Here is a 20,853-nt window from a genome sequence, read left to right as displayed (position 1 = left end):
CGCGAGGCCATTGGCCCGGACCTCCACGTTGCAAACAAGAAGGAACGATGAGCGAGTTCAACAAGCGCCCCAAGCTGGAGCTGCTGCCCGCGGTCGACGTCGCCGATGGGAAGGCAGTGCGCCTCACCCAGGGCGAGGCCGGAACCGAGACCAACTACGGCAACCCGGTTGACGCCGCTCTCGACTGGATCGAGCAGGGTGCCGAATGGGTGCACCTCGTCGACCTCGACGCGGCATTCGGACGCGGCAACAACGCCGCGATCCTGCGGAAGGTCATTCGTCAGTCGAAGGGCGTCAACATTGAGCTCTCGGGAGGCATTCGCGACGACGCGAGCCTCGAAGCAGCGCTCGGCCTCGGCGCCAAGCGCATCAACCTGGGCACCGCTGCCCTCGAAAACCCTGAGTGGACCCGCTCGGTGATCGCCCGGTACGGCGAGCGCATCGCGGTCGGCCTCGACGTGCGCGGCGAGACTCTGGCGGCACGCGGCTGGACCGAGGACGGCGGCAACATCTGGGACGTCATGGAGCGCCTCGAGAAGGTCGGTTGTGCACGGTACGTCGTGACCGACGTGACGAAGGACGGCACCCTCCGCGGCCCGAACCTCGAGCTGCTCACGCAGGTCCTCGAGCGCACGCACCGCCCGGTCGTCGCCTCGGGCGGCGTCTCGAGCTTGGACGACCTCGCCGCACTGCGCCAGCTCGTGCCGCTCGGCCTTGAGGGTGCGATCGTCGGCAAGGCGCTGTACGCAGGGGCCTTCACGCTCGCTGCCGCACTCGACGTCGCCGGGGACTAGCAGAGGCTATGGCCGCCAAGCAGCTTCCCTCCGAGGGATGGCCGGACGGGCAAAAGCCTGCACCCGGCCCCGCCCTGCCCGCAGGGTTGGTGCCCGGCGGCGACGTCGATTCCGCGGGATTCCCGTGGGAAGGTCGAACGTTCGACCACCACGGCACCGCGTTCGCCGGTGACGACGGCACGACTCCGGTCGCGGTGTCGGCAGCGGTGGCGCGGGTGCGTGAAGTGGGCGAGCGAAGCGCCGGGGGCGACCCGGCGGCGCTTCGCGAGCTCGCCGAGGCGCACGCCGACGCGGTCGCGGCTTTTGGTGCCGAGCGCTTTCTCGTCGCGCTGATTGCGGAGGCGGGCGAGCTCGGCGAGACCCCTGAGGGGCGCATCGTCGAGAAAACCCAGGAGCTCTCGATTGTGACGGTGGCGGCTCCCGATGGGCGCCGAGTGCTGCCGATCTTCAGCTCCGTCGAGACGATGCAGCGGTGGCACCCTGAGGCCCGGCCGATCCCGGTTCCGGGAGCGCAGGCGGCCCTCGCCGCGGCGCAGGAACACACCGACCTGATCATGATTGACGCGGCGACGCCCGAGCGCGAGTACGGCGTTCGCCGCACCGCGCTCGAGGCGTTCGCGCTCGGCCAGCGGGTGCTCCCGGGCTGGGCCGAGCCCGAGGTCGTAGCCGCGTTCGCGCTGAGCATCGCCGCGGAACCGGACGTGCTCGGCATCACGCTCGAACCGGGAGACCCATTGGCCCGCCTGATTGCTCCCGAGACCCGAGTGGTGCTGACGCTTGCCCCGGGCCTCGATCGGGCCGCGCTCGACGCGCTGCTGGCGCGGATGCAGCAGCGCTGGGCTGAGAGCGCGCTGATCGCCGATCGGGTGGACTCGATGACGGTGAGCCTGCGCGCTCCCGACCAAAGCTAAGCGGAATCCGCCCCTGCTAGGCCGGAAAGAACGCGATCAGCGCGACGTAGCAGGCGGTGCCGGCGCCGACGCTGAGCACCGTGCGGCGACGCGTCGCGAGGTGCACTGCCACCGTGACAGCTGCCGCGACCGGGACGGCCCACCACGTGCCGGGGCGCTCGACGAGTACCCCCTGCAGCGTGATGATCGCGAGAATCACGAGGATTCCCGCCGGCATCCATCGACCCATGCGGGTGATGAAGCGCGACTTGCGCAGCGGCTTCAGGATGGCGAACGGGATCGCGCGGAGGGCGAATGTGATGAGCCCCGAGATGACGATCGCGGCGATCAGGTACTCAGTGCTCGGCATGGGGGAGCTCTCCCTCCTCTGGGGCGACAGGCTCGTGTTCGCGCACGAGGGCGTAGCGAAGCGCGAGCAGCGCCGCGAAGAGGATCAGCGCGACGAGCATGGCTGCGCCCGGGGTCGCGAGGAGCGCCACGGAAGCCGAGACGCCGGCGAGCAGCACCGAGGGCAACTCGCGCTTCGACCGGAAGGCGTCGAGCGTCATCACGATGAAGAGCGCGCAGAGTGCGAATTCGAACCCCTCGATCGGCGCGGGCAGCGCGCTCGCGATCGCGAGACCCACGAGCCCACCGGCCACCCAGTAGGCGTGGCACGCGACCTGCATCGTGAGCATGCGGGTGCTCGAGTTCACCTCGCGCGGCATGAGCGCCGCGGTCGCGTACGCCTCGTCGATCATCGCGTAGACGGAGTAGGCGCGGGCAAACCCTGGCCTTACGACCTCGATCGGGAACGAGAATGCGTAGAAGACGTGGCGGAAGTTCACCGCGAAGACGGCCACTGCGATCGTGGAGAGCGGCGCGACGGCCGCGAGCATGGTGGTGAGTAGCAGCTCAACGGAACCCGCGAACACCACAATTGAGAGCGCTGGCGCCACCCAGCCAGGGAGGCCGACCTGCACGACGAGGAAACCGAGCGCGATGCCGAGGGGAAACACGCCGAGCCCGACGGACAGTGAGTCCGTCAGGCCCGCTCGGACGCGCTCGCCCCTGGTCGTGAGGCTAGATGACAGAGCCGGTCCACTTCTCGCCCGGGCCCTTGCCGGGCGCGTCGGGGATTGCGGACGCCTCGCGGAAGGCGAGCTGCACGGAGCGCAGGCCGTCGCGCAGTGGGCGCGCGTGCGAGTCACTGATCTCGGGGGCACCCGCCGTGACGAGCCCGGCGAGCGCGTTGATGAGCTTGCGCGCCTCGTCGAGGTCGGTCTCTTCCTCGGGGTTGTGGGCGAGTCCGCACTTCACTGCCGCGGCGCTGAGCAGGTGCACGGCGGCGGTCGTGATGACCTCGACCGCGGCGACGTCCGCGATATCGCGGGTGGCCTGCGAGACGGTTTCGCTGGAGGCGATGAGCGTCTCGTTCGTGGTGTCGAGTGGCTGCTCGTTGGGGGTCTCGCTCATGGGGTTCTATTTCTCTTTCTCGGCCAAGACCACAGCAAAAAGCTGCGGGGCCGTGTACTCGCTGCATCGGCGCTTTGGAAGGCGGCGGGTCTTCTGCTAAACTTGCTGAGGCTCTCGTTCATCCGATCGAGAACTGAAGTGGAGATTCTCCCACCCGCAACCAGTTACTAGGTTACCGGGTTGTTGACACCCCGTCGGTCAGTGTTCATCGCAGGCAGGCAGCTCTAGGGTGTAGTGCTTTGCGTGAACGCACGCCAGGCCCTGATCTTCGCCGACGTGGCACCCCAGAGTTGGGGAGCCGTCGCCCCACGAGATCAGAGGAGCCGGCGATCAGCGATCCCCGTACGAATGACAGAATCCGCGTCCCCGAGGTTCGCCTGGTAGGTCCAGGCGGCGAGCAGGTTGGTGTGGTGTCCATTGACGCAGCCCTGAAGCTTGCGGCTGATGCAGATCTCGATCTCGTCGAGGTCGCCCCGAACTCAGTACCTCCCGTCGCCAAGATCATGGACTTCGGCAAGTACAAGTACGAGGCGGCGCAGAAGGCCAAGGAAGCCCGGCGCAACCAGGCCAACACGGTCCTCAAGGAGGTCCGCTTCCGCCTGAAGATCGATACGCACGATTACGAGACCAAGGTCAAGCGCGCGATTGGCTTCCTGGGTCAGGGCGACAAGGTCAAGGCAATGATCCTGTTCCGCGGTCGCGAGCAGTCGCGTCCCGAGCAGGGCGTGCGTCTGCTGCAGAAGTTTGCGGAAGAGATCGCCGAGTACGGCACCGTCGAGTCGAACCCGATGATCGATGGCCGCAACATGGTCATGGTCGTCGCGCCGCTCAAGAACAAGTCCGAGGCGAAGGCCGAGCAGAACGCTCGCCGCGCTGAGGCAAAGGCCACCCGGCGCAACGTCTCTGATGAGACGAGCGCCGAGCAGCCCGAGACTTCGGCCGAGTAACACACTCGTCCGGCCCACACGTCGTCGCGAGAGCGACACGCACAACACAAGGAGAAATTGATGCCTAAGCAGAAGACCCACTCGGGGGCGAAGAAGCGCTTCAAGCTCACCGGTTCCGGCAAGCTCATGAAGCAGCGTGCGGGCATGCGCCACAACCTCGAGGTCAAGTCCTCGAAGCGCAAGCGCAGCCTGAACGCGGACGCGATGCTCTCGAAGGGTGACGCGAAGCAGGCCATGAAGCTGCTCGGTCACTAGGTCCCCACACTTTTTTTGAATAGGAAGAACTGAAATGGCAAGAGTAAAGCGGGCGGTAAATGCCCACAAGAAGCGTCGCGTAATCCTTGAGCGTGCAGAGGGCTACCGCGGTCAGCGGTCGCGCCTGTACCGGAAGGCCAAGGAGCAGCTGCTCCACTCGTACACCTACGCCTACAACGATCGTCGTAAGCGTAAGGGTGACTTCCGTCGCCTCTGGATCCAGCGCATCAACGCTGGCGCTCGCCTGAACGGCCTGACTTACAACCGCTTCATCCAGGGCCTGGCTATTGCCGGCGTTGAGGTTGACCGTCGCATGCTCTCGGAGCTCGCCACGAACGAGCCCGCAGCGTTCGCCTCGATCGTTGAGGTCGCGAAGAAGGCCCTGCCTGCCGATACCTCGGCGCCCAAGCAGGCCTAAGCTCTTCCCGCTTCATGCACAAAGCCCCGTCGGTCTTCCGGCGGGGCTTTGTTGTGTGTCGGCCCGTTCACCGAACGTTTTCCCGGCCGGCGATAGACTGGTGGGGTGATGGAGAACCCGCGCTCCCCAAGCGTGCGCCGTGCGGCGAAACTGGCGAAGAAGTCCGAGCGTTTGGCGACCGGGCGGTTCTTGCTCGAGGGACCGCAGGCCGTGCGCGAGGCGCTGATGTACCGACCCGACCTGGTCGACGAGATATACGCGACCCCGAAGGCGCTTGAGAAGCACCCCGAGCTGGGGGCGCTCGCGAACGACCACGGTCGCAGGATCGACGCGGCAAGTGACATCGTCATCGCTGCGATGGCCGACACGGTCACCCCGCAGGGTGTCGTGGCCGTGGCCCGCGCCTTCCCGACCGCGCTTTCCGCCGTGTTCGCCGAGAAGCCCCGGTTGGTCGCGATCCTCAACGAGATTCGCGACCCGGGCAACGCCGGCACGATCATCCGCGCGGCGGACGCGGCCGGCGCGGACGCCGTTATTTTCGCGGGGGAGTGCATCGACCCTTTCCACCCGAAGGTCGTGCGTTCGACGACCGGATCACTCTTCCACATCCAGGTCGCGCTCGCCGGAGACCTCGCCTCGCTCCTGGAGCTCGCCCGCTCCTCAGGGCTCCGGGTGCTGGCTGCGGACGTTCGTGGGGACGACCTCACCGATGCCCGCGACGACGGTACCCTCGCTGAGCCCGCGGCCTGGCTGTTTGGCAACGAGGCGCGGGGGCTCAGCGAAGAATCGCGCGCGCTCGCAGACCGCTCGCTGAAAGTCCCGATCTACGGCGCCGCCGAGTCCATGAACCTGGCGACCGCCGCGTCGGTTTGTCTGTACCAGTCGGCGTTCGAGCAGCGCCGCTAAGCGAACAGGCTCGCGCCCAGCATGCCTCCGGGGCGCCAGCCCCCTGGGACGGCGAACACCGCCGATCCGGTGTGCGTGACCCACTCGTTGAGCAGATCGAGCTCGTCGAGGCGACGCTGAATCGGCACGAACTGTGCGAGTGGGTCGCGCTGATAGCACGCAAAGAGCAGCCCCTGCTCGGTCCCGTCGTCGTAGTTCACCGCACGGCGATAGATCCGCTCGGCCGGGTCCTCTGAGCGGGCGCGCCGAATGTGCGCGAAGTCCGGGATGACGGTGAGCCCGAGGGAGTCGGTCGCCGCGAAGTCCGGCTCGTCATGCTCTCGCGCACCCGTGAGCGGAGCCCCGTTCTTCAGCGTCCGCCCGATCGATTGTTCTCGGCCGGGCCGGTCGACCTGTTCCCAAGTGTCGAGCTCCATCCGGATGCGCCGCACCACGAGCGCGCTGCCGCCCGAGAGCCACCCCGTGTTGTGCCAGACGAGTCCCGCAAAATCCGGAGAATCGGGGGCGGGATTCACCGTTCCGTCGACCTGCCCCATGAGGTTGCGCATCGTCGTCTTCGGGTGCTCGGCCCCGCGTGCGCGCCGGAAGCCCTGCTGCACCCAGCGCGGGGTGGCGAACGAGGCGAGGCTGCGGTGCAGCATGCGGGACGCGTGGGACACCGCGATCGAGTCGTCCCCGGCGATCACGAGCAGCAGGTCCCCGCCGTCGTGGCGGCCGTCGAGCGCGTCGCGAGAGAACGCGGGCAGCGCGGCGAGCCAGGTGGGACGCTGTGCAGGATCCACCCGGTCGACGAGGCCCCCGCCAAATCCGACGGTGACGGTGAGCCCTGCCGGCACCGCGGCCAGCTCGGGCTCGCTGTCCGCGAGGGGAGCCTCGCCCGAGGTCAGCGCTTCGATATCTGCCGTCAAAACCCGGAGGAGGCGGCGCACCCCGTCGCGATCGACCTCGGGGCGAAGGTCATACGCGGCGTAGCGATGCTGGGCGGCCGGCGCCGAGACGATGCCGGCCTGGTGCTCCCCGTGACACGAAACGTGTTCCTGGCCGAAGCGATGCTCGAGGGGCGCGGGGGCGGGTGCGCCGCCCCGCAACGCGACGGCCGTGGCCCCGGCGCCGATCAGCGCGCCGGCGCCGGCCGCGCCCCCCGTGAGGAGGGCGCGGCGGCTGAGGTTAGTGCTCGGTCGCATGGTCATCGTGCTCGCCCGGGGCGTACTCTTCTTCGGCGCCGGCGGTGTCACGCACCGGAACCAAGACGTCGAGCGTCGTGCCGTCGGAGAATTGCAGGGTAACGGTGATCTCGTCGCCGGGCAGGAGCGGGGCGGTCAGGCCCATCAGCATGAGGTGCTCGCCGCCGGGGGCGAGCTCCCGCGAACCGCCGGCCGGGATGTCGAAGTCGCCCGACAGTTTCCGCATGACCATGGCGCCGTCGACCATCGCCATCTCATGCAGTTCGACCGAGGACGCGGCCGTGGTTTCGGCGCCGACCAGGGTGAGGGGAGTTTCGCCGTGGTTGACGAGGGTACCGAACGCGGCGCTCATATCGCCGGCGCCAGACTTCGCCCAGGCCTGTTCAAGCGCGGCGCCCGCGTGCTCTGACGCGGTGCTCTCCGTCGCCGAATGTTTGGTGATGCTGGGCGACTCCGGCGCAGAGCACGCTGCGAGGCCGAACGTCGAGACGACGACGAGGGCACCAGCTGCGGCAAGGCGAGCGGTACGGGGACGGAGGAGAAGGGAGTTCAGAGAAATACGCATAGTGAAGTCAGCTTTCAGGAATTGCCGGGCGCGCGAAATCGCGCCGCCTGCGGCGGGGAAAATGAAGGAAGGGTGGCGCTATTCGGTCGGTGCGCCGGTGGTGTCCGCGCTATCCGTCGCGCCAGCTTCGCTCGCGCGCTTCTTCCGGCCAGAGGCGCGAACCGCAAACACGACGGCGCCCGCTGCGAGCACGCCCGCGACGCCCAGGCCGATCCAGGGCCACGGCGAGGCCTGGCCGGCCTCAGCATCCAAGGTGTGCATCGTTTCGTCGTGCGAGTGCTCTTCGGTCGATTCCGAGTCCTCGTGCGAGTGCTCTTCCTCGGTCTCGGGAACGGCCGGGGTCTCGTCGCCCTCGGACGCCGCGCCGATGGCGAAGCTCTGCGTGCCGCTGATGGGGTGACCGTCCTGCGACACCACCCGCCACACGACCGTGTAGCTGCCGTCGGCGAGATCGGGGTTGAGCGCCTGCACGACCTCAGTGCCGGCGACGGTCGGCTCGCCAGCTGCGACGGAGGAGCCGTCGGGGCCCGTGACGTTCACCACGGTGCCGACCTCGATGATGTTGTTGTTGAAGCTCAGCGTGAGGGACTCGGGCGCCGTCGCGACGACCTCGCCGTTCGCCGGGGTCGTGCCGACGAGCTGGTCGTGCGCGAGCGCGGGACTCGCCGGGCCGAACGCGAGGGCGAGGGCTGCGACGGCCGTGCCGAGCACAGCGCCGAGTCCGGCACGTGAACGGGACGAACGGCGTGAGTGCGCCGCCGCGGATGCGGGGGCGTGAGTGGAGATAGAACGCATAAGAAAGACTCAATTCTCCCGGATGCCGGGGCATCGAACGGGATGGAGTGCGGCCCTGCCGTTACAAAGCAGGCGCCACGAGGGATGAGTATGTAGTCGTCTTCGGGGAACGCGAAGCGTTAGGCCGAGTACGCGACCCATCCCGGAGGGCCCCGATGCGAGATGGACGCCCGGGCAGTCGCCAGCGGGCGTGCGGGAGTGTAGCCGAACGTCGAGACGCGCCCGCCGCGCGGAAGCGCGAAGGAGCGGGCGGGGAGCTTTCCGACGAGCTGAGCACCGAGGGACGCGAGTGCCTCTCGGATGCGCACCAGCGCATCCTCGCCGAAGCGCAGCATCGCTACCGTGACGAGGGCTGCGACGGCGTGCGCCGCAAGCATCAGCCAGCCGGCGCCGGAGGAATCAAGTTGCGGCACGAACTGGCCGAGCGCGCCCAGGTGCTCCGCGTGCGGCGATGCGGCGGCGGCGAAGCCGGATCCTGCAGGAACTGGGCCCTGTGTGGTGACCGCGCCGATCGAGCCGAAACTCCAGTGAAACAGGCCTTGGCTCAGCGCCACTGCGAGTGACGTCCGCCAGAGCGAGCGTTCACGTCCGGCGAGCGCGACACAGAGGGGAAGCACGACAATCGTTGTCGCGACAAGTGCGACCGGGGCCGGGGTGTTTCCGCCCACGAGCATGTGCGAAGCCGCAGCAAGGAGCGTCGCGAACGCGGCAAACCAGGCACCGCGCATGACGCGACTGCCTCGGCTCATTCGTGTGTGCTCCACGCCCAAGATCATATCGCCCTGACGGAAGCGCCCGTACCCTGAGCGCGGACGGCCGGAGAAGGCCGCCAACCCGGCTAGAATCGGGTCTCGTGTCAGACAGCAACCCGAACTCGAATCCGATCACCCCGGAGGCCGCCGAATCAGCGGTGAACGCAGCGCTCGCCGCATTCGCCGCGGCCGACAGCGTCGCCGAGCTGAAGACGGCCCGCACCGAGCACGCAGGGGAGGGTTCTGCGCTCGCGCAGCTGAACTCCCGCATGCGCGAGGTGCCCAAGGACGAGAAAGCCGCGACCGGCAAGCTCATGGGCCAGGCCCGTGGCCGCGTCGAGCGCGCGTTCGCTGAGCGCGAGACCTCGCTCGCCGCAGTCGAAGCGGCCGAACGGCTCGTCGCCGAGACGGTCGACGTGACCGAGGCCCCCGCCCGCGCTCGGGTCGGCGCGCGCCACCCGCTGGCGCTCCTGCAGGATCAGATCTCCGACGTCTTCATCGGGATGGGGTGGGAAATCGAAGAGGGCCCCGAGATCGAGCACGAATGGTTCAACTTCGACGCCCTCGGCTTCGATCCGGACCACCCGGCACGCGCGATGCAGGACACGTTCTTCATCGAGCCCGCGGACCGTCACCTGTTGCTGCGTACCCACACTTCGCCGGTGCAGATCCGCGCGCTGCTGGGCCGCGAGCTGCCCGTCTACGTGCTGGCTCCCGGCCGCGTGTACCGCACCGATGAGCTCGACGCGACGCACACTCCTGTCTTCCACCAGATCGAGGGCATCGCGATCGATCGCGGCCTGACGATGGCACACCTGCGCGGCACGCTCGAGCACTTTGCGCGCCAGATGTTCGGCGAAGGGGCGAAGATTCGCCTGCGCCCGAACTTCTTCCCGTTCACCGAGCCGTCCGCCGAGATGGACGTCTGGCAGCCGAACGCCAAGGGCGGCGCGCGCTGGGTGGAGTGGGGCGGCTGCGGCATGGTCGACCCGAACGTGCTCGCGGCGGCGGGCATTGACCCCGCCGAGTTCCAGGGCTTCGCCTTCGGCATGGGCGTCGAGCGCACCCTCCAGTTCCGCCACGACATCAACGACATGCGCGACATGGTCGAGGGCGATGTCCGTTTCAACACTCAGTTCGGAGGCCTGGTCTAATGCGTATTCCGCTCAGCTGGCTCGGCGAGATCGTCGACCTTCCCGCAGATGTCACCCCCGAGTCGGTCCACGCGGATCTTGTCCGCGTCGGCTTCGAGGAAGAATCGGTGCGCCGCTTCGACGTGACCGGCCCGATCGTGGTCGGCCAGGTCCTCGAACAGATCCCCGAGCCTCAGGCGAATGGCAAGACCATCAACTGGTGCCAGGTTCGCGTGGCTCCCGAGGGTGAGCTCGCTGCCGACGGCGGCGAGGACGTCCGCGGCATTGTCTGCGGCGCCCACAACTTCACCGTGGGGGACAAGGTCGTCGTGACCCTGCCCGGCGCGGTGCTGCCCGGCGACTTCGTGATCGCCCCGCGACAGACCTACGGCCACGTGTCGGACGGCATGATCGCCTCGGCACGTGAGCTGTCACTCGGCGACGAGCACGACGGCATCATCGTGCTCTCGACCCTGGGGCTCGACCCCGAGGTCGGCACGGACGCGAAGGCCCTGCTCGGGCTGGACGACACCGCGGTCGAGATCAATGTCACTCCGGATCGCGGCTACGCCTTCTCCATGCGCGGCGTGGGCCGCGAGCTCGCCCACTCGACCGGGGCGGCCTTCACCGACCCCGCGCTCGCGGTGACGCCCGCCCCGGCGGACGGATTCGCGGTCGAGCTCAACGACGAGGCCCCGGTGCGCGGCCGCGTCGGCGCAACCGGCTTCATCGGGCGCGTGGTGCGCGGGCTGAACCCCGCAGCGCCCACCCCCGCCTGGATGATCTCTCGCCTGCAGCTTGCCGGCATCCGCTCGCTCGGCCTCGCGGTCGACGTGTCGAACTACGTCATGCTCGAAATCGGCAACCCGATGCACGCGTACGACCTGGGCAAGCTCAGCGGCGGCATCACGGTGCGCCGCGCGGCGCCGGGCGAGACGCTCGTCACCCTCGACGGCCAGGAGCGGAAGCTCCACGCCGAGGACCTCGTGATCGCGGACGAGTCAGGGGTCATCGGACTCGCGGGCGTCATGGGCGGCGAATCGACCAAGACCGACGACGCGACCACGGATGTGTTCATCGAGGCGGCGACGTTCGACCCGATCTCGATCGCGCGCACCGCCCGCCGGCACAAGCTGACGAGTGAGGCGTCCAAGCGCTTCGAGCGCGGCGTCGACCCGCTGATCGGCCGTGCCGCGGCGCAGCGCATGGTTGATCTGCTCGTCGAGCTCGGTGGCGGCACGGCCGACACCCTCGGCGTCGAGATCGTGCCTGAGTTTGTGCCCGAGCCGGTGCGCCTGTCTGCGGCGCGTCCCGCGAAGGTTATGGGCGTCGACTACACCGAGGCCGAGGTGCGCGAGGCGCTCGAGCGCATCGGCTGCGCGGTCGTCGCGGGTTCGGACAGCGAAGGCGGCACGGAGCTGCTCGTCACCGCCCCGAGCTGGCGCTCAGACCTCAGCCGCCCCGCGGACCTCGTCGAGGAAGTGGCCCGCATCGTCGGCTACGACCGGATCCCGTCGGTGCTGCCCGTCGCCCCTCCCGGGCGCGGCCTCACGCGCGAGCAGCGCCTGCGTCGCCGTGTCGCCGACTCGATGGCGGCCGCCGGCTACACCGAGGTGCAGAACTATCCCTTCGTGTCGCAGACGCAGCTCGATCGCTTCGCGGCCACGGACGAGGGCCCCGCGATCAAGCTCGCGAACCCGCTCGACGGCGAGGCGCCGTTCCTGCGTCGTTCGCTGCTCCCCGGTCTCGTGAAGGCTGCGCAGCGCAACCTGTCGCGCGGCGCGACGGATCTGGCGCTCGTCGAGTTCGGTCGTGTCTTCGAGCCGACCGGCGCGGTGCTCGGCACGGCCGAGGTGCCGCCGCTGGGCGCGCGCCCTGCCGAGTCGGTGCTCGCCGAGCTCAACGCTTCGCTGCCGAAGCAGCCCCGCCACGCGGCCGTGCTGCTCGCGGGCCTCGCGATCGCGAAGCAGCCGGGGGAGGCGCCGCGCGCCTTCGACTGGGCCGACGCGATCGACGCGGCACGCCTGCTCGCCGCCGGCGTCGATGCGCCGCTCGAGGTCCGTCAGGGCGCGCACCCGGCATTCCACCCCGGCCGTACCGCGGAGCTCGTCATCCGCACGGCCGACGGCCTCGTGCCGGTCGGTGTCGCCGGCGAGCTGAGCCCCGAGCTCGTCGCGGGCTCGCACCTGCACGGTCGCGTCTCGGCGGTCGAGCTTGACCTCGACGCGCTGATCGAGCTGGCCCCGCGGGAGCCGCGCGTCGGTGCCTTGTCAACCTACCCGGCCGCGACGCAGGACCTCACGGTCGTCGTCGACGCGGGTGTGCCGGCGGCAGAGCTGCTCGCTACCGTGCGCGAGGGTGCGGGGTCGCTGCTCGAACACGCCAGCCTCGTCGACGACTACCGCGGTACCGGCGTTGCTGAGGGGCAGAAGGCGATCACCTTCGCGCTCCGCTTCCGCGCGGACGATCGCACGCTGAAGGCGGAGGAGGCCTCCGAGGCCAAGCTCGCCGGCCTCGCGCTCGCGGCGTCCCGCTTCGGCGCGACGCTGCGCGAGTAGCGCGCCGAGAGATCATTTCATGCGCATCGCGGTAGCTGGTGGCACGGGGGCGGTCGGCAGACACGTCGTGGCGGCTGCGGAGGCCGCCGGGCACGACGTGCTCGTGCTGACGCGCTCTCGGGGCGTCGATGTGCGCACTGGCGCGGGGCTCGATCTCCATGGGGTCGACGTCGTGATCGACGTCACCTCGGTGGGCACGCAGTCGGCGCGCGCATCTCGGGCGTTCTTCGAGGCTGCAGCCGACTCGCTCGAGGCGGCCGAGACACGCGCCGGCGTGGGCCACCACATCGCGCTGTCCATCATCGGGGTCGACCGCGCCCCCTTCGGGTACTACGCCGGGAAGGTCGCACAAGAGGCGCGCGTCGAGCGCTCCCGAGTACCCTGGTCGATCCTGCGGGCTGCTCAGTTCCATGAGTTCGCCGGCCAGGTATCGACGCAGGCTCGGCTCGGGCGGCTCGTGCTGGTGCCGGTCATGCGCTCCCAGCCGCTCGCGGCGCGCGACGTGGCCGAGCGGCTCGTCGCGATCGCCGAAGCCGGCCCGAGCGGGCGCTTGCCCGATCTTGCTGGACCGCGCGAGGAATCGATGCCCGAGCTCGTGCGCCAGCAGCTGCGCGCCGACGGCGACCCCGGCCGCGTGCTCGCGCTCCCGCTTCCGGGCGGGTTCATGCGGGCGCTGCGCGACGGAACGCTGTTGCCCGGGGCCGGGGCTGAGCTCACTACCCAGACCTTTGCGGAGTGGCTCGCGGTGCGCTGAGTCTCGCGGCCCGCTGAGCGTGCCCCCTAGGGGTGTGCGCATTTGGCGGCCCGCGCGCCGCTGCGTGCCGTAGTTCCCGGAGCGATCCCACGTAACGGAGCCCGATGCTCCGAAATATTGCTCCGTTACGTGTGATCGCGCCGAGAAGTCGCCCTGGATGCCTGGGATGCCATGGGGTGCAGGGGAGGCTGGGGAGGCTGGGATCGCCGGGGTGGCCGGGCGCGGCCAGGGGTAGGAGCAACCTGGACGGACCGTGCCGACCAGCCTTGTGAGTGTCGGAGGTTGGGCGGATACTGGGCGTGTTCCCGACGACCAGGGCACCGAAACAAGCGAGCGGAGCAATCGTGCAACAGATCATTCCGAACCTATGGTTTCAAGGGAACGCGGAAGAGGCGGGCAGATTCTACGCCGCCGCGTTCGGCGAGGTGGGCGGCCCCGGCTTCGCCGCGAGCACCGTTGACAGTCGCTACCCTGACGACGGGCTGCTCGACTTCCAGCAGGACTTTGCCGGGAAGGCGCTGACTGTCAGCGTGAAGATTGCCGACTCCCACCTCACGCTGATCAACGCGGGAGGCGAATTCGCGCCCAACCCGTCGATCTCGTTCATGCTGAACTTCGACCCGCTGATGTTTGGCGATGCGGCCGCGGGCGGCGACGAGGCCCAGGCGCGCGAACGCCTGTCCGATCTCTGGCACGCCCTGCTCGACGGCGGCACGGCCCTTATGCCGCTCACCGAGTACCCGTTCAGCCCGCTGTTCGGCTGGGTGCAGGACAAGTACGGCGTGAGCTGGCAGCTCATGCTCACGAACCCCGCGGGCGAACCGCGCCCGTTCCTCATGCCCGCGCTCATGTTCTGCGGCCCGGCACAGAACCGCGCGACCGAGATGGTCGACTACTACCTGTCGCTGTTTCCCGACGCGCAACTCGGGGTGCGGTCGACCTACCCTGAACCCACGGGTCCCGCGACGACAGAGTCCGTAATGTTCAGCGACTTCCGCATCGGCGCGCAGTGGTTCGTGGCGATGGACTCGGGGGTCGAACAGCCGTTCACCTTTTCGCCCGGGGTGTCGCTCTCCGTGTCGTGCGCGGATCAGGCCGAGATCGACCGCTTGTGGGACGCGCTGTCCGCGGTGCCGGAGGCGGAGCAGTGCGGCTGGCTGGTCGACCGCGCAGGCGTCAGCTGGCAGATCGTGCCCGAGAACATGGCTGAGCTGATGAACAGGCCCGGCGCCTTTGCACACATGATGCCCATGAAGAAGCTGATCATCGCCGACTTCTGATTGGGCACATGCCCGAGTCCCTCGCTGATCAGTGCCAGAATGGCACTGGACCATTTGTCGTTGCATCAATCAGGGAGTCGAGCATGACGTTCACCGTCGCTGTCGCTGGCGCGAGCGGGTACGCGGGAGGTGAGCTGCTGCGGCTGCTCGCCGACCATCCCGAGTTCGAGATACGGACCGTCACCGGGCACTCGAGCGCAGGTCGACCGCTCGTCGAGTCGCAGCCGCACCTGCGCGGCCTCGCCGATCTCATCTTGCAGCCGACGACCCCCGAGGTGCTTGACGGGCATGACATCGTCTTCTTCGCCCTGCCGCACGGCGCCTCGGGCGAGCTCACCGCTCAGCTGCGCGATGTGCGCGTCGCGATCGACTGCGGTGCCGACCACCGACTGACCGATCCAGCCGACTGGGCCGCGTTCTACGGCGGCGAGCACCACGGCGCGTGGACGTATGGGGTGCCCGAGCTGATCGTGGCCGGCAAAGACGGTGGCGCCTCGCGCGGCCGCGACGCGCTGGTTGGCGCGAGCAGGATCGCGGCTCCGGGCTGCAACGCAAGCACCGTGGCGCTCTCGCTCGCCCCGGGCATCGCGGCGGGCGTCATCGAGCCCGGCGACCTGGTCTCCGTGCTCGCAGTCGGTCCGTCTGGCGCGGGCAAGGCTGCGCAGACGCACCTGTTGGGCGCCGAGCTCATGGGCTCGGCCAACCCCTATGCCGTCGGTGGGACCCACCGGCACATCCCCGAGATTCAGCAGGCGCTGCGCGGCGCGGGCGCTCGCGGCGACGTCACGCTGAGCCTCACGCCGGTGCTCGTTCCCATGAGCCGCGGCATCCTCGCCACCTCGACCGCGCGCATCGTGCCGGGCACGAGCGCCGCCGACGTCCGCGCCGCCTGGGAGAGTGCATATGCCGGGGAGACCTTCGTGCAGTTGCTGCCCGAGGGACGCTTCCCGCGCACGGCCGACGTGCTCGGCGCCAACACGTGTCTGATCGGGCTCGCGATCGACGAGGCCGTCGGCCGCGTCATCGTGGTCGCCGCGGTCGACAACCTCGTCAAGGGCACCGCAGGTGCCGCCATCCAATCGGCCAACATCGCGCTCGGGCTGCCCGAAGCGACCGGCCTGTCCGTCAATGGAGTTGCACCGTGACCGTCACCACCCCCGCCGGATTCCGCTCGGCCGGTATCGCCGTCGGCCTGAAGTCGACCGGCAAGCCCGACCTCGCGCTCGTCGAAAACCTCGGCCCGCGCTTTGACGCCGCCGTCGTATTCACGTCGAACCGCGCCCAGGCGCACCCGGTGATCTGGAGTCGCGCGGTCGCCCAGGGCGGCGAGGCACGAGCGATCGTCCTGAACTCGGGCGGCGCGAACTGCTTCACGGGTGACTTCGGCGCCGACACGACCCGGCTGACGGCGGAGGCCGTGGCCGACGCGCTGAGCGCGACCGCTGGCCAGATCCTCGTTTGCTCGACCGGCCTCATCGGTACGGGCGACCAGGCCTTCCGCGACAAGATCGTGCATAACGTGCCGACACTCGTGGGCGCGCTGAGCGAGGAGGACACGACGGCACCGGCCGCGATCCTGACGACTGACTCGGTCGAGAAGACCGCCGTGCACGCGGGTGACGGCTGGTCGATCGGTGCGATGGCGAAGGGCGCAGGCATGCTCGCGCCGGGCCTCGCGACCATGCTCGTCGTGATCACCACCGACGCCGTGCTGCCGCAGGCCGAGCTCGACGTGGCGCTGCGCCAGGCGACGTCCGCCACGTTCGACCGCCTCGACTCGGACGGCTGCATGTCGACCAACGACACGGTCGCGCTGCTCAGCTCGGGCGCCTCGGCAGTCACCCCCGACCCGTCCGAGTTCGCGGCGGCGCTCACCGATGTCTGCGACCGGCTCGCCGCCGCGTTGCAGGCCGACGCCGAGGGCGCGAGCCACAACATTGCCATCGAGGTCATCGGCGCGGCCAGCCCCGCCGAGGCCGTCGAGGTCGGCCGCTCGGTCGCCCGGAACAACCTCTTCAAGACCGCGATCTACGGCAACGACCCGAACTGGGGTCGCGTGCTCGCGGCGATCGGAACAACGACCGCGCAGTTCGACCCGTACGCGGTCGATGTCTCGTTCAACGGCGTTCGCCTCTGCCACGCGGGCGGCCCCGATCGCCCCGTGACCGACGTCGACCTCACGCCGCGCGCGACCCATGTGCGCATTGAGCTCTTCGCGGGCGAACACGACGCGACCATTCGTACGAACGACCTCACACAGGCGTACGTCCACGAGAACAGCGCGTACTCCAGCTAATGACGAACACGACAACGGTCCTCGCCCAGAGCGAGGCAGCTGCGAAGGCCGAAGTACTCATCGAAACCCTGCCCTGGCTCAAGAAGTTCCGCGACGCCATCGTGGTTATCAAGTTCGGCGGCAACGCCATGGTCGACGACGCGCTGATCCAGGCGTTCGCCGAGGACGTCGTGTACCTGCGTCACGCCGGGATCCGGCCGGTCGTCGTGCACGGCGGGGGGCCGCAGATCTCAGAGATGCTGGGGCGCCTCGGCATTGAGAGCGAGTTCCGCGGCGGCTATCGCGTTACGACGGCCGAGGCGATGGACGTCGTGCGCATGGTGCTCACCGGCAAAGTGAACCCGGCGCTCGTTGACGAGATCAACACGCACGGCCCGCTCGCGGCCGGCACCACGGGGGAGGACGCCGGGCTCTTCGTCGGGCGCCGTCGCCCGCCCGTCGAGATCGACGGCGAGCTCGTGGACCTCGGTCACGTCGGTGACGTCGTCGACGTGCGCCCCGAGCCGATCCTCGCGCTGCTCGACGCCGGCCTCATCCCGGTCGTCTCCTCGATCGCGCCCGACGCCGATCACCCCGGCCAGTCGCTCAACATCAACGCGGACGCGGCGGCCGGCGCCCTCGCGAGCGCGCTCGGCGCAGAAAAGCTCGTCGTGCTCACCGACGTCCCGGGCCTCTATGCCAACTGGCCTGATCGCGACTCGCTCGTCTCGAGCCTCACCGCGGCCGAGCTCGAGACCATGCTGCCGTCGCTCGAGTCGGGCATGATCCCGAAGATGCGCGCCTGCCTCGACGCCGTGCGCGGCGGGGTCTCCAAGGCTGCGATCATCGACGGGCGGGTGCCGCACTCGATCCTGCTCGAGATCTTTACCTCTCGCGGGATCGGCACGGAGGTCACCCCGTGAGCGCGGCCTGGCAGGACGACTACGCCGCCCACATGATGCGCACCTTTGGCGTTCCCGAGCGCCTGCTCGTGCGCGGCCAGGGTTGCTGGGTGGAGGACTCGGCGGGGGAGCAGTTGCTCGATTTCCTCGCGGGTATCGCGGTCAACGCGCTGGGCCACGCCCACCCCGAACTCGTGCGCACCATCTCCGCGCAGGCAGGCACGCTCGTGCACGTCTCGAACTTCTTCGCGACAGAGCCGCAGCTCACGCTCGCGGCTCGCCTGCTCGCGCTCTCGGGTGCGACCGACGAGGGCCGCGTGTTCTTCGCGAACAGCGGCACCGAGGCGAACGAGGCTGCGTTCAAGCTGGCGCGGCTGCACGGCGGGCAGGATCGCCCCGTCATTCTCGCCCTCGACCTCGGCTTCCACGGCCGCACGATGGGGGCCCTGGCCCTCACCGGCAAGCCCGCGATGCGCGCGCCCTTCGAGCCGATGCCGGCCGGCGTGCAGCACATCGCCCCGACCATCGAGGCCCTCGAGGCGGCGCTGACCGGTCAGGTCGCTGCCCTCGTCGTCGAGCCCATTCAGGGCGAGGCCGGGGTGCGCCCGCTGCCCGAGGGTTTCCTTGAGCGGGCGCGCGAGCTCACCCGCGAGCACGGCGCGCTGCTGATTGTCGACGAGATTCAGACCGGCATCGCCCGCACCGGTGAGATGTTCGGGTTCCAGCACGCAGGGATCCTGCCCGACGCGATCACTCTCGCGAAGGGTCTCGGCGGCGGCGTCCCGATCGGGGCGCTTGTCGCGCTCACCCCGGTGGCGGCTGACCTCTTTGCCCCGGGCATGCACGGTACGACCTTCGGTGGGAACCCGCTGGCCGCTGCCGCGGCAAACACCGTGCTCGATGTGGTGGAGCGCGACGGCCTGGTGGCCGCGGCGAACCGCGAGGGTCAGCGGATCCGCGACCTCGTGCTCGGGCTGGGCTCGTCGCTCGTGACGGGCCTCCGCGGGCAGGGCCTGCTCCTCGGCGTCGAGCTCAGTGCGCCGGTGGCCCCGGCGGTGGTGGCAGCGGCGCTCGCGGCCGGGCTGATCGTGAACGCGCCCGACGCTCACACCGTGCGGCTCGCGCCGCCGCTGATCGTTGGCGAGGCGGAGATCGCGGTGTTTGGCGAGCGGTTTGCGGCCGCGCTCGCGCGGGTCGAAGCGGAACTCGCGCGGGAAGTGCTCACGGAGGCGTAATCCACCGCTACGATGAGCGTGGGGTGCGGAGGGGGTAGATCTTTTCATGCGCAGATCTCTCGAACATTTGGTCTTGACGTCCGCTGTGCCACGCAGCACGGTCGACGCGCTGATTGCCGAAGTGGGCGAGCGTCGGGTCGAGAACGAACTCGTTGCGCGTGGCCACCTCACGAACGAACAGGTCGCGCTGGCCATCGCCGTTTCCGCTGGTCTGCCGTTCGTTGACCTCGCGAACGCCACGGTCGATCGCGACGCGGTCCTGCTGCTGGCCCCCGAGCTGTGCCGGCGCCACCAGGTCCTCGGAATCCAGGCGAACACTCGCCGCATCACCGTGGCGGTGGTCGACCCCGACGATGTCATCGCGCTCGACGACATCTCGAGCTCGATCGGCCTCGCCGTCCAGGTGGTGGTGGCGGCCCGCGACGCGATGGCGACCGCGCTTGACCGCTATGTGCGTCTGGACGACCAGATTGCGGACCTCACCACGGCGCTCGACAACGAGGCGTCAAGCGCACTCACCGTGAACTCGACCGAGAGCCTCGAGGACGATGGGGATGATGCGCCCATCGTGCGCTTCGTCAACCTCATCATCTCGCAGGCGATTCAGGATCGCGCCTCGGATATCCACATCGACCCGGGTGACCGCAGCCTGCGCGTGCGCTACCGCATCGACGGCGTGCTGCACGACACGCAGGAAGCGTCACCCGCGATCAAGGACGGCGTGATCTCGCGCCTCAAGATCATGAGCGGCATCGACATCGCCGAGAAGCGGCGCCCGCAGGACGGCCGCATTTCGGTCACGCACAACGGCCGCTCGATCGACCTCCGCGTCGCGACCCTGCCCACGGTCTGGGGCGAGAAGATCGTCATGCGGATCCTGGACAATTCCGCAGCGACTCTGTCGATCAAGGATCTCGGGATGTCCGCGCACAACCTCGACGAGTACTCGCGCTCGTTTACGCGCCCGCACGGCATGATCCTGGTGACCGGGCCGACCGGCTCGGGCAAGTCGACGACGCTGTACACAACCCTGAGCGAGATCGCGCGGCCCGAGATCAACGTCATCACGATCGAAGACCCGGTCGAGTACCGCATGGAGGGCATCGCCCAGATGCAGGTGAACCCGCGGGCCGGCCTGACGTTCGCGTCCGCGCTCCGCTCCATCCTGCGCGGCGACCCCGACGTGGTGCTGGTCGGCGAGATCCGCGACGGCGAGACCGCGCAGACCTCGGTCGAAGCCGCGCTCACCGGCCACCTCGTGCTGTCGACGCTGCACACGAACGATGCGCCGAGCGCGATCACCCGCTTGATCGAGATGGGGATCGAGCCCTTCCTTGTGGCGTCGGCTATCGACTCGGTCGTCGCCCAGCGCCTCGCCCGCCGGCTGTGCGTGGAATGTCGCGTGATGAAGCCCGCCGACCCCGTGCTCCTGGGCGAGCTCGGGTTCAGCGCCCCCGAGGGCGCCCGCATCGGCGAGCCCGTCGGCTGCGCGCGCTGCGCCGGGACCGGATACCGCGGACGTGTTGCGCTGCACGAGGTCATGGTCATCAGCGAGACGATCGAGCGGCACGCCGTGGCGCGCTCCTCAGGGCTCGAGATTCGAAAATCGGCGCTCGCGGAGGGCATGATCCCGCTGCGCGAGGACGGCTGGCAGAAGGTGCTCAAAGGCATCACCTCAATCGAAGAGGTGCTGCGTGTTGCGGCGTAGAGGTATGTGTTTGTTCGGCCGGCCTG

The 20,853-nt window shown here is 69.2% G+C and carries 22 protein-coding genes; 15 read left to right on the top strand and 7 right to left on the bottom strand.

The features are described 5' to 3' along the window. Positions 1–47 precede the first annotated feature (47 nt). Together priA and KOE53_RS02715 are read left to right on the top strand one after the other, a co-directional pair. Positions 48–794 (top strand): bifunctional 1-(5-phosphoribosyl)-5-((5-phosphoribosylamino)methylideneamino)imidazole-4-carboxamide isomerase/phosphoribosylanthranilate isomerase PriA, encoded by a 747-nt coding sequence (gene priA, locus KOE53_RS02720; RefSeq protein ID WP_188044031.1) that lies wholly within the window; start codon positions 48–50, stop codon positions 792–794. 8 nt (positions 795–802) lie between these two features. After that, positions 803–1,705 carry an SseB family protein gene (locus KOE53_RS02715; protein ID WP_188057259.1) on the top strand — a complete coding sequence of 301 codons (903 nt, stop codon included), beginning with the start codon at positions 803–805 and terminating at the stop codon, positions 1,703–1,705. 16 nt (positions 1,706–1,721) lie between these two features. On the opposite strand, the gene KOE53_RS02710 is transcribed toward KOE53_RS02715, so the two are convergent. The 3 genes from KOE53_RS02710 to KOE53_RS02700 form a co-directional block, all read right to left on the bottom strand. Further along, the gene (locus KOE53_RS02710; protein WP_188044029.1) at positions 1,722–2,054 is read right to left on the bottom strand and encodes a branched-chain amino acid transporter permease; all 333 of its coding nucleotides are present in this window, start codon (positions 2,052–2,054) and stop codon (positions 1,722–1,724) included. Further along, positions 2,041–2,703 (bottom strand): AzlC family ABC transporter permease, encoded by a 663-nt coding sequence (locus tag KOE53_RS02705; protein WP_353055562.1) that lies wholly within the window; start codon positions 2,701–2,703, stop codon positions 2,041–2,043. The genes KOE53_RS02710 and KOE53_RS02705 overlap by 14 nt, the downstream gene beginning before the upstream one ends. 64 nt (positions 2,704–2,767) lie before the next feature. Further along, complete coding sequence (locus KOE53_RS02700) at positions 2,768–3,160, bottom strand: DUF1844 domain-containing protein (RefSeq protein ID WP_223159727.1); 393 nt, start codon at positions 3,158–3,160, stop codon at positions 2,768–2,770. A 329-nt stretch (positions 3,161–3,489) separates the two neighbouring features. Between KOE53_RS02700 and infC the strand changes: the two genes are divergently transcribed. The 4 genes from infC to KOE53_RS02680 all read left to right on the top strand — a co-directional run bounded on the left by infC (position 3,490) and on the right by KOE53_RS02680 (position 5,686). Further along, positions 3,490–4,107 (top strand): translation initiation factor IF-3, encoded by a 618-nt coding sequence (gene infC, locus KOE53_RS02695; RefSeq protein WP_188044097.1) that lies wholly within the window; start codon positions 3,490–3,492, stop codon positions 4,105–4,107. 60 nt (positions 4,108–4,167) lie between these two features. After that, on the top strand, positions 4,168–4,362 hold the full coding sequence (gene rpmI, locus KOE53_RS02690) for a 50S ribosomal protein L35 (RefSeq protein ID WP_188044028.1): 195 nt from the start codon (positions 4,168–4,170) through the stop codon (positions 4,360–4,362). 34 nt (positions 4,363–4,396) lie between these two features. Further along, positions 4,397–4,780: a 50S ribosomal protein L20 gene (gene rplT / locus KOE53_RS02685; RefSeq protein ID WP_188044027.1), complete on the top strand. Its 384-nt coding sequence runs from the start codon at positions 4,397–4,399 to the stop codon at positions 4,778–4,780. Between the two features lie 105 nt (positions 4,781–4,885). Then, positions 4,886–5,686 carry a TrmH family RNA methyltransferase gene (locus tag KOE53_RS02680; RefSeq protein ID WP_188044026.1) on the top strand — a complete coding sequence of 267 codons (801 nt, stop codon included), beginning with the start codon at positions 4,886–4,888 and terminating at the stop codon, positions 5,684–5,686. Here KOE53_RS02680 and KOE53_RS02675 read toward each other — a convergent pair. The 4 genes from KOE53_RS02675 to KOE53_RS02660 all read right to left on the bottom strand — a co-directional run bounded on the left by KOE53_RS02675 (position 5,683) and on the right by KOE53_RS02660 (position 8,994). Further along, complete coding sequence (locus KOE53_RS02675) at positions 5,683–6,876, bottom strand: Dyp-type peroxidase (RefSeq protein ID WP_188057258.1); 1,194 nt, start codon at positions 6,874–6,876, stop codon at positions 5,683–5,685. The genes KOE53_RS02680 and KOE53_RS02675 overlap by 4 nt on opposite strands. After that, the gene (locus tag KOE53_RS02670; protein WP_188057257.1) at positions 6,854–7,435 is read right to left on the bottom strand and encodes a copper chaperone PCu(A)C; all 582 of its coding nucleotides are present in this window, start codon (positions 7,433–7,435) and stop codon (positions 6,854–6,856) included. The genes KOE53_RS02675 and KOE53_RS02670 overlap by 23 nt, the downstream gene beginning before the upstream one ends. 78 nt (positions 7,436–7,513) lie before the next feature. Further along, a complete protein-coding gene (locus KOE53_RS02665) occupies positions 7,514–8,230 on the bottom strand; it encodes a copper resistance CopC family protein (protein WP_188057256.1) in 717 nt (238 codons plus the stop codon). 119 nt (positions 8,231–8,349) lie between these two features. Continuing rightward, positions 8,350–8,994: a hypothetical protein gene (locus KOE53_RS02660; protein ID WP_188044022.1), complete on the bottom strand. Its 645-nt coding sequence runs from the start codon at positions 8,992–8,994 to the stop codon at positions 8,350–8,352. A gap of 89 nt (positions 8,995–9,083) precedes the next feature. Here KOE53_RS02660 and pheS point away from each other — a divergent pair, with 89 nt between their 5' ends. From pheS to KOE53_RS02615, 9 genes are all read left to right on the top strand, one after another. After that, positions 9,084–10,136 (top strand): phenylalanine--tRNA ligase subunit alpha, encoded by a 1,053-nt coding sequence (pheS, locus tag KOE53_RS02655; RefSeq protein ID WP_188057255.1) that lies wholly within the window; start codon positions 9,084–9,086, stop codon positions 10,134–10,136. Then, positions 10,136–12,673: a phenylalanine--tRNA ligase subunit beta gene (pheT, locus tag KOE53_RS02650; RefSeq protein WP_188057254.1), complete on the top strand. Its 2,538-nt coding sequence runs from the start codon at positions 10,136–10,138 to the stop codon at positions 12,671–12,673. The genes pheS and pheT overlap by 1 nt, the downstream gene beginning before the upstream one ends. A gap of 19 nt (positions 12,674–12,692) precedes the next feature. Continuing rightward, positions 12,693–13,427, top strand: a complete 735-nt coding sequence (locus KOE53_RS02645; RefSeq protein WP_188057253.1) for an SDR family oxidoreductase — start codon at positions 12,693–12,695, stop codon at positions 13,425–13,427. A 344-nt stretch (positions 13,428–13,771) separates the two neighbouring features. Next, the gene (locus KOE53_RS02640; protein ID WP_188044018.1) at positions 13,772–14,707 is read left to right on the top strand and encodes a VOC family protein; all 936 of its coding nucleotides are present in this window, start codon (positions 13,772–13,774) and stop codon (positions 14,705–14,707) included. 83 nt (positions 14,708–14,790) lie between these two features. Next, positions 14,791–15,852, top strand: a complete 1,062-nt coding sequence (argC, locus tag KOE53_RS02635) for an N-acetyl-gamma-glutamyl-phosphate reductase (protein ID WP_188057252.1) — start codon at positions 14,791–14,793, stop codon at positions 15,850–15,852. Beyond that, positions 15,849–17,003, top strand: a complete 1,155-nt coding sequence (gene argJ, locus KOE53_RS02630) for a bifunctional glutamate N-acetyltransferase/amino-acid acetyltransferase ArgJ (protein WP_188057251.1) — start codon at positions 15,849–15,851, stop codon at positions 17,001–17,003. The genes argC and argJ overlap by 4 nt, the downstream gene beginning before the upstream one ends. Then, on the top strand, positions 17,003–17,905 hold the full coding sequence (gene argB / locus KOE53_RS02625; RefSeq protein WP_188057250.1) for an acetylglutamate kinase: 903 nt from the start codon (positions 17,003–17,005) through the stop codon (positions 17,903–17,905). Before argJ ends, argB begins: the two co-directional genes overlap by 1 nt. Beyond that, entirely contained in the window at positions 17,902–19,119 is a 1,218-nt protein-coding gene (locus KOE53_RS02620) for an acetylornithine transaminase (RefSeq protein ID WP_256434423.1), read from the top strand. The genes argB and KOE53_RS02620 overlap by 4 nt, the downstream gene beginning before the upstream one ends. A 46-nt stretch (positions 19,120–19,165) precedes the next feature. Then, positions 19,166–20,827, top strand: coding sequence for a GspE/PulE family protein (locus KOE53_RS02615; protein ID WP_188057249.1), 1,662 nt, complete (start codon positions 19,166–19,168; stop codon positions 20,825–20,827). Positions 20,828–20,853: the final 26 nt, after the last annotated feature.

The organism is Leucobacter sp. CX87 (genome assembly GCF_018682295.1).
Classification (GTDB): domain Bacteria; phylum Actinomycetota; class Actinomycetes; order Actinomycetales; family Microbacteriaceae; genus Cx-87.
The sequence above is the reverse complement of the archived record's forward strand: the minus strand, read 5'-3'. Positions and strand labels throughout refer to the sequence as shown.

Bases quoted from the DNA above. Each gene is read 5' to 3' on its own strand.
- priA (WP_188044031.1), top strand. From the start codon at position 48: ATGAGCGAGTTCAACAAGCGCCCCAAGCTGGAGCTGCTGCCCGCGGTC.
- KOE53_RS02715 (WP_188057259.1), top strand. From the start codon at position 803: ATGGCCGCCAAGCAGCTTCCCTCCGAGGGATGGCCGGACGGGCAAAAG.
- KOE53_RS02710 (WP_188044029.1), bottom strand. From the start codon at position 2,054: ATGCCGAGCACTGAGTACCTGATCGCCGCGATCGTCATCTCGGGGCTC.
- KOE53_RS02700 (WP_223159727.1), bottom strand. From the start codon at position 3,160: ATGAGCGAGACCCCCAACGAGCAGCCACTCGACACCACGAACGAGACG.
- rpmI (WP_188044028.1), top strand. From the start codon at position 4,168: ATGCCTAAGCAGAAGACCCACTCGGGGGCGAAGAAGCGCTTCAAGCTC.
- rplT (WP_188044027.1), top strand. From the start codon at position 4,397: ATGGCAAGAGTAAAGCGGGCGGTAAATGCCCACAAGAAGCGTCGCGTA.
- KOE53_RS02675 (WP_188057258.1), bottom strand. From the start codon at position 6,876: ATGACCATGCGACCGAGCACTAACCTCAGCCGCCGCGCCCTCCTCACG.
- KOE53_RS02670 (WP_188057257.1), bottom strand. From the start codon at position 7,435: ATGCGTATTTCTCTGAACTCCCTTCTCCTCCGTCCCCGTACCGCTCGC.
- KOE53_RS02665 (WP_188057256.1), bottom strand. From the start codon at position 8,230: ATGCGTTCTATCTCCACTCACGCCCCCGCATCCGCGGCGGCGCACTCA.
- pheT (WP_188057254.1), top strand. From the start codon at position 10,136: ATGCGTATTCCGCTCAGCTGGCTCGGCGAGATCGTCGACCTTCCCGCA.
- KOE53_RS02645 (WP_188057253.1), top strand. From the start codon at position 12,693: ATGCGCATCGCGGTAGCTGGTGGCACGGGGGCGGTCGGCAGACACGTC.
- argC (WP_188057252.1), top strand. From the start codon at position 14,791: ATGACGTTCACCGTCGCTGTCGCTGGCGCGAGCGGGTACGCGGGAGGT.
- argB (WP_188057250.1), top strand. From the start codon at position 17,003: ATGACGAACACGACAACGGTCCTCGCCCAGAGCGAGGCAGCTGCGAAG.
- KOE53_RS02615 (WP_188057249.1), top strand. From the start codon at position 19,166: ATGCGCAGATCTCTCGAACATTTGGTCTTGACGTCCGCTGTGCCACGC.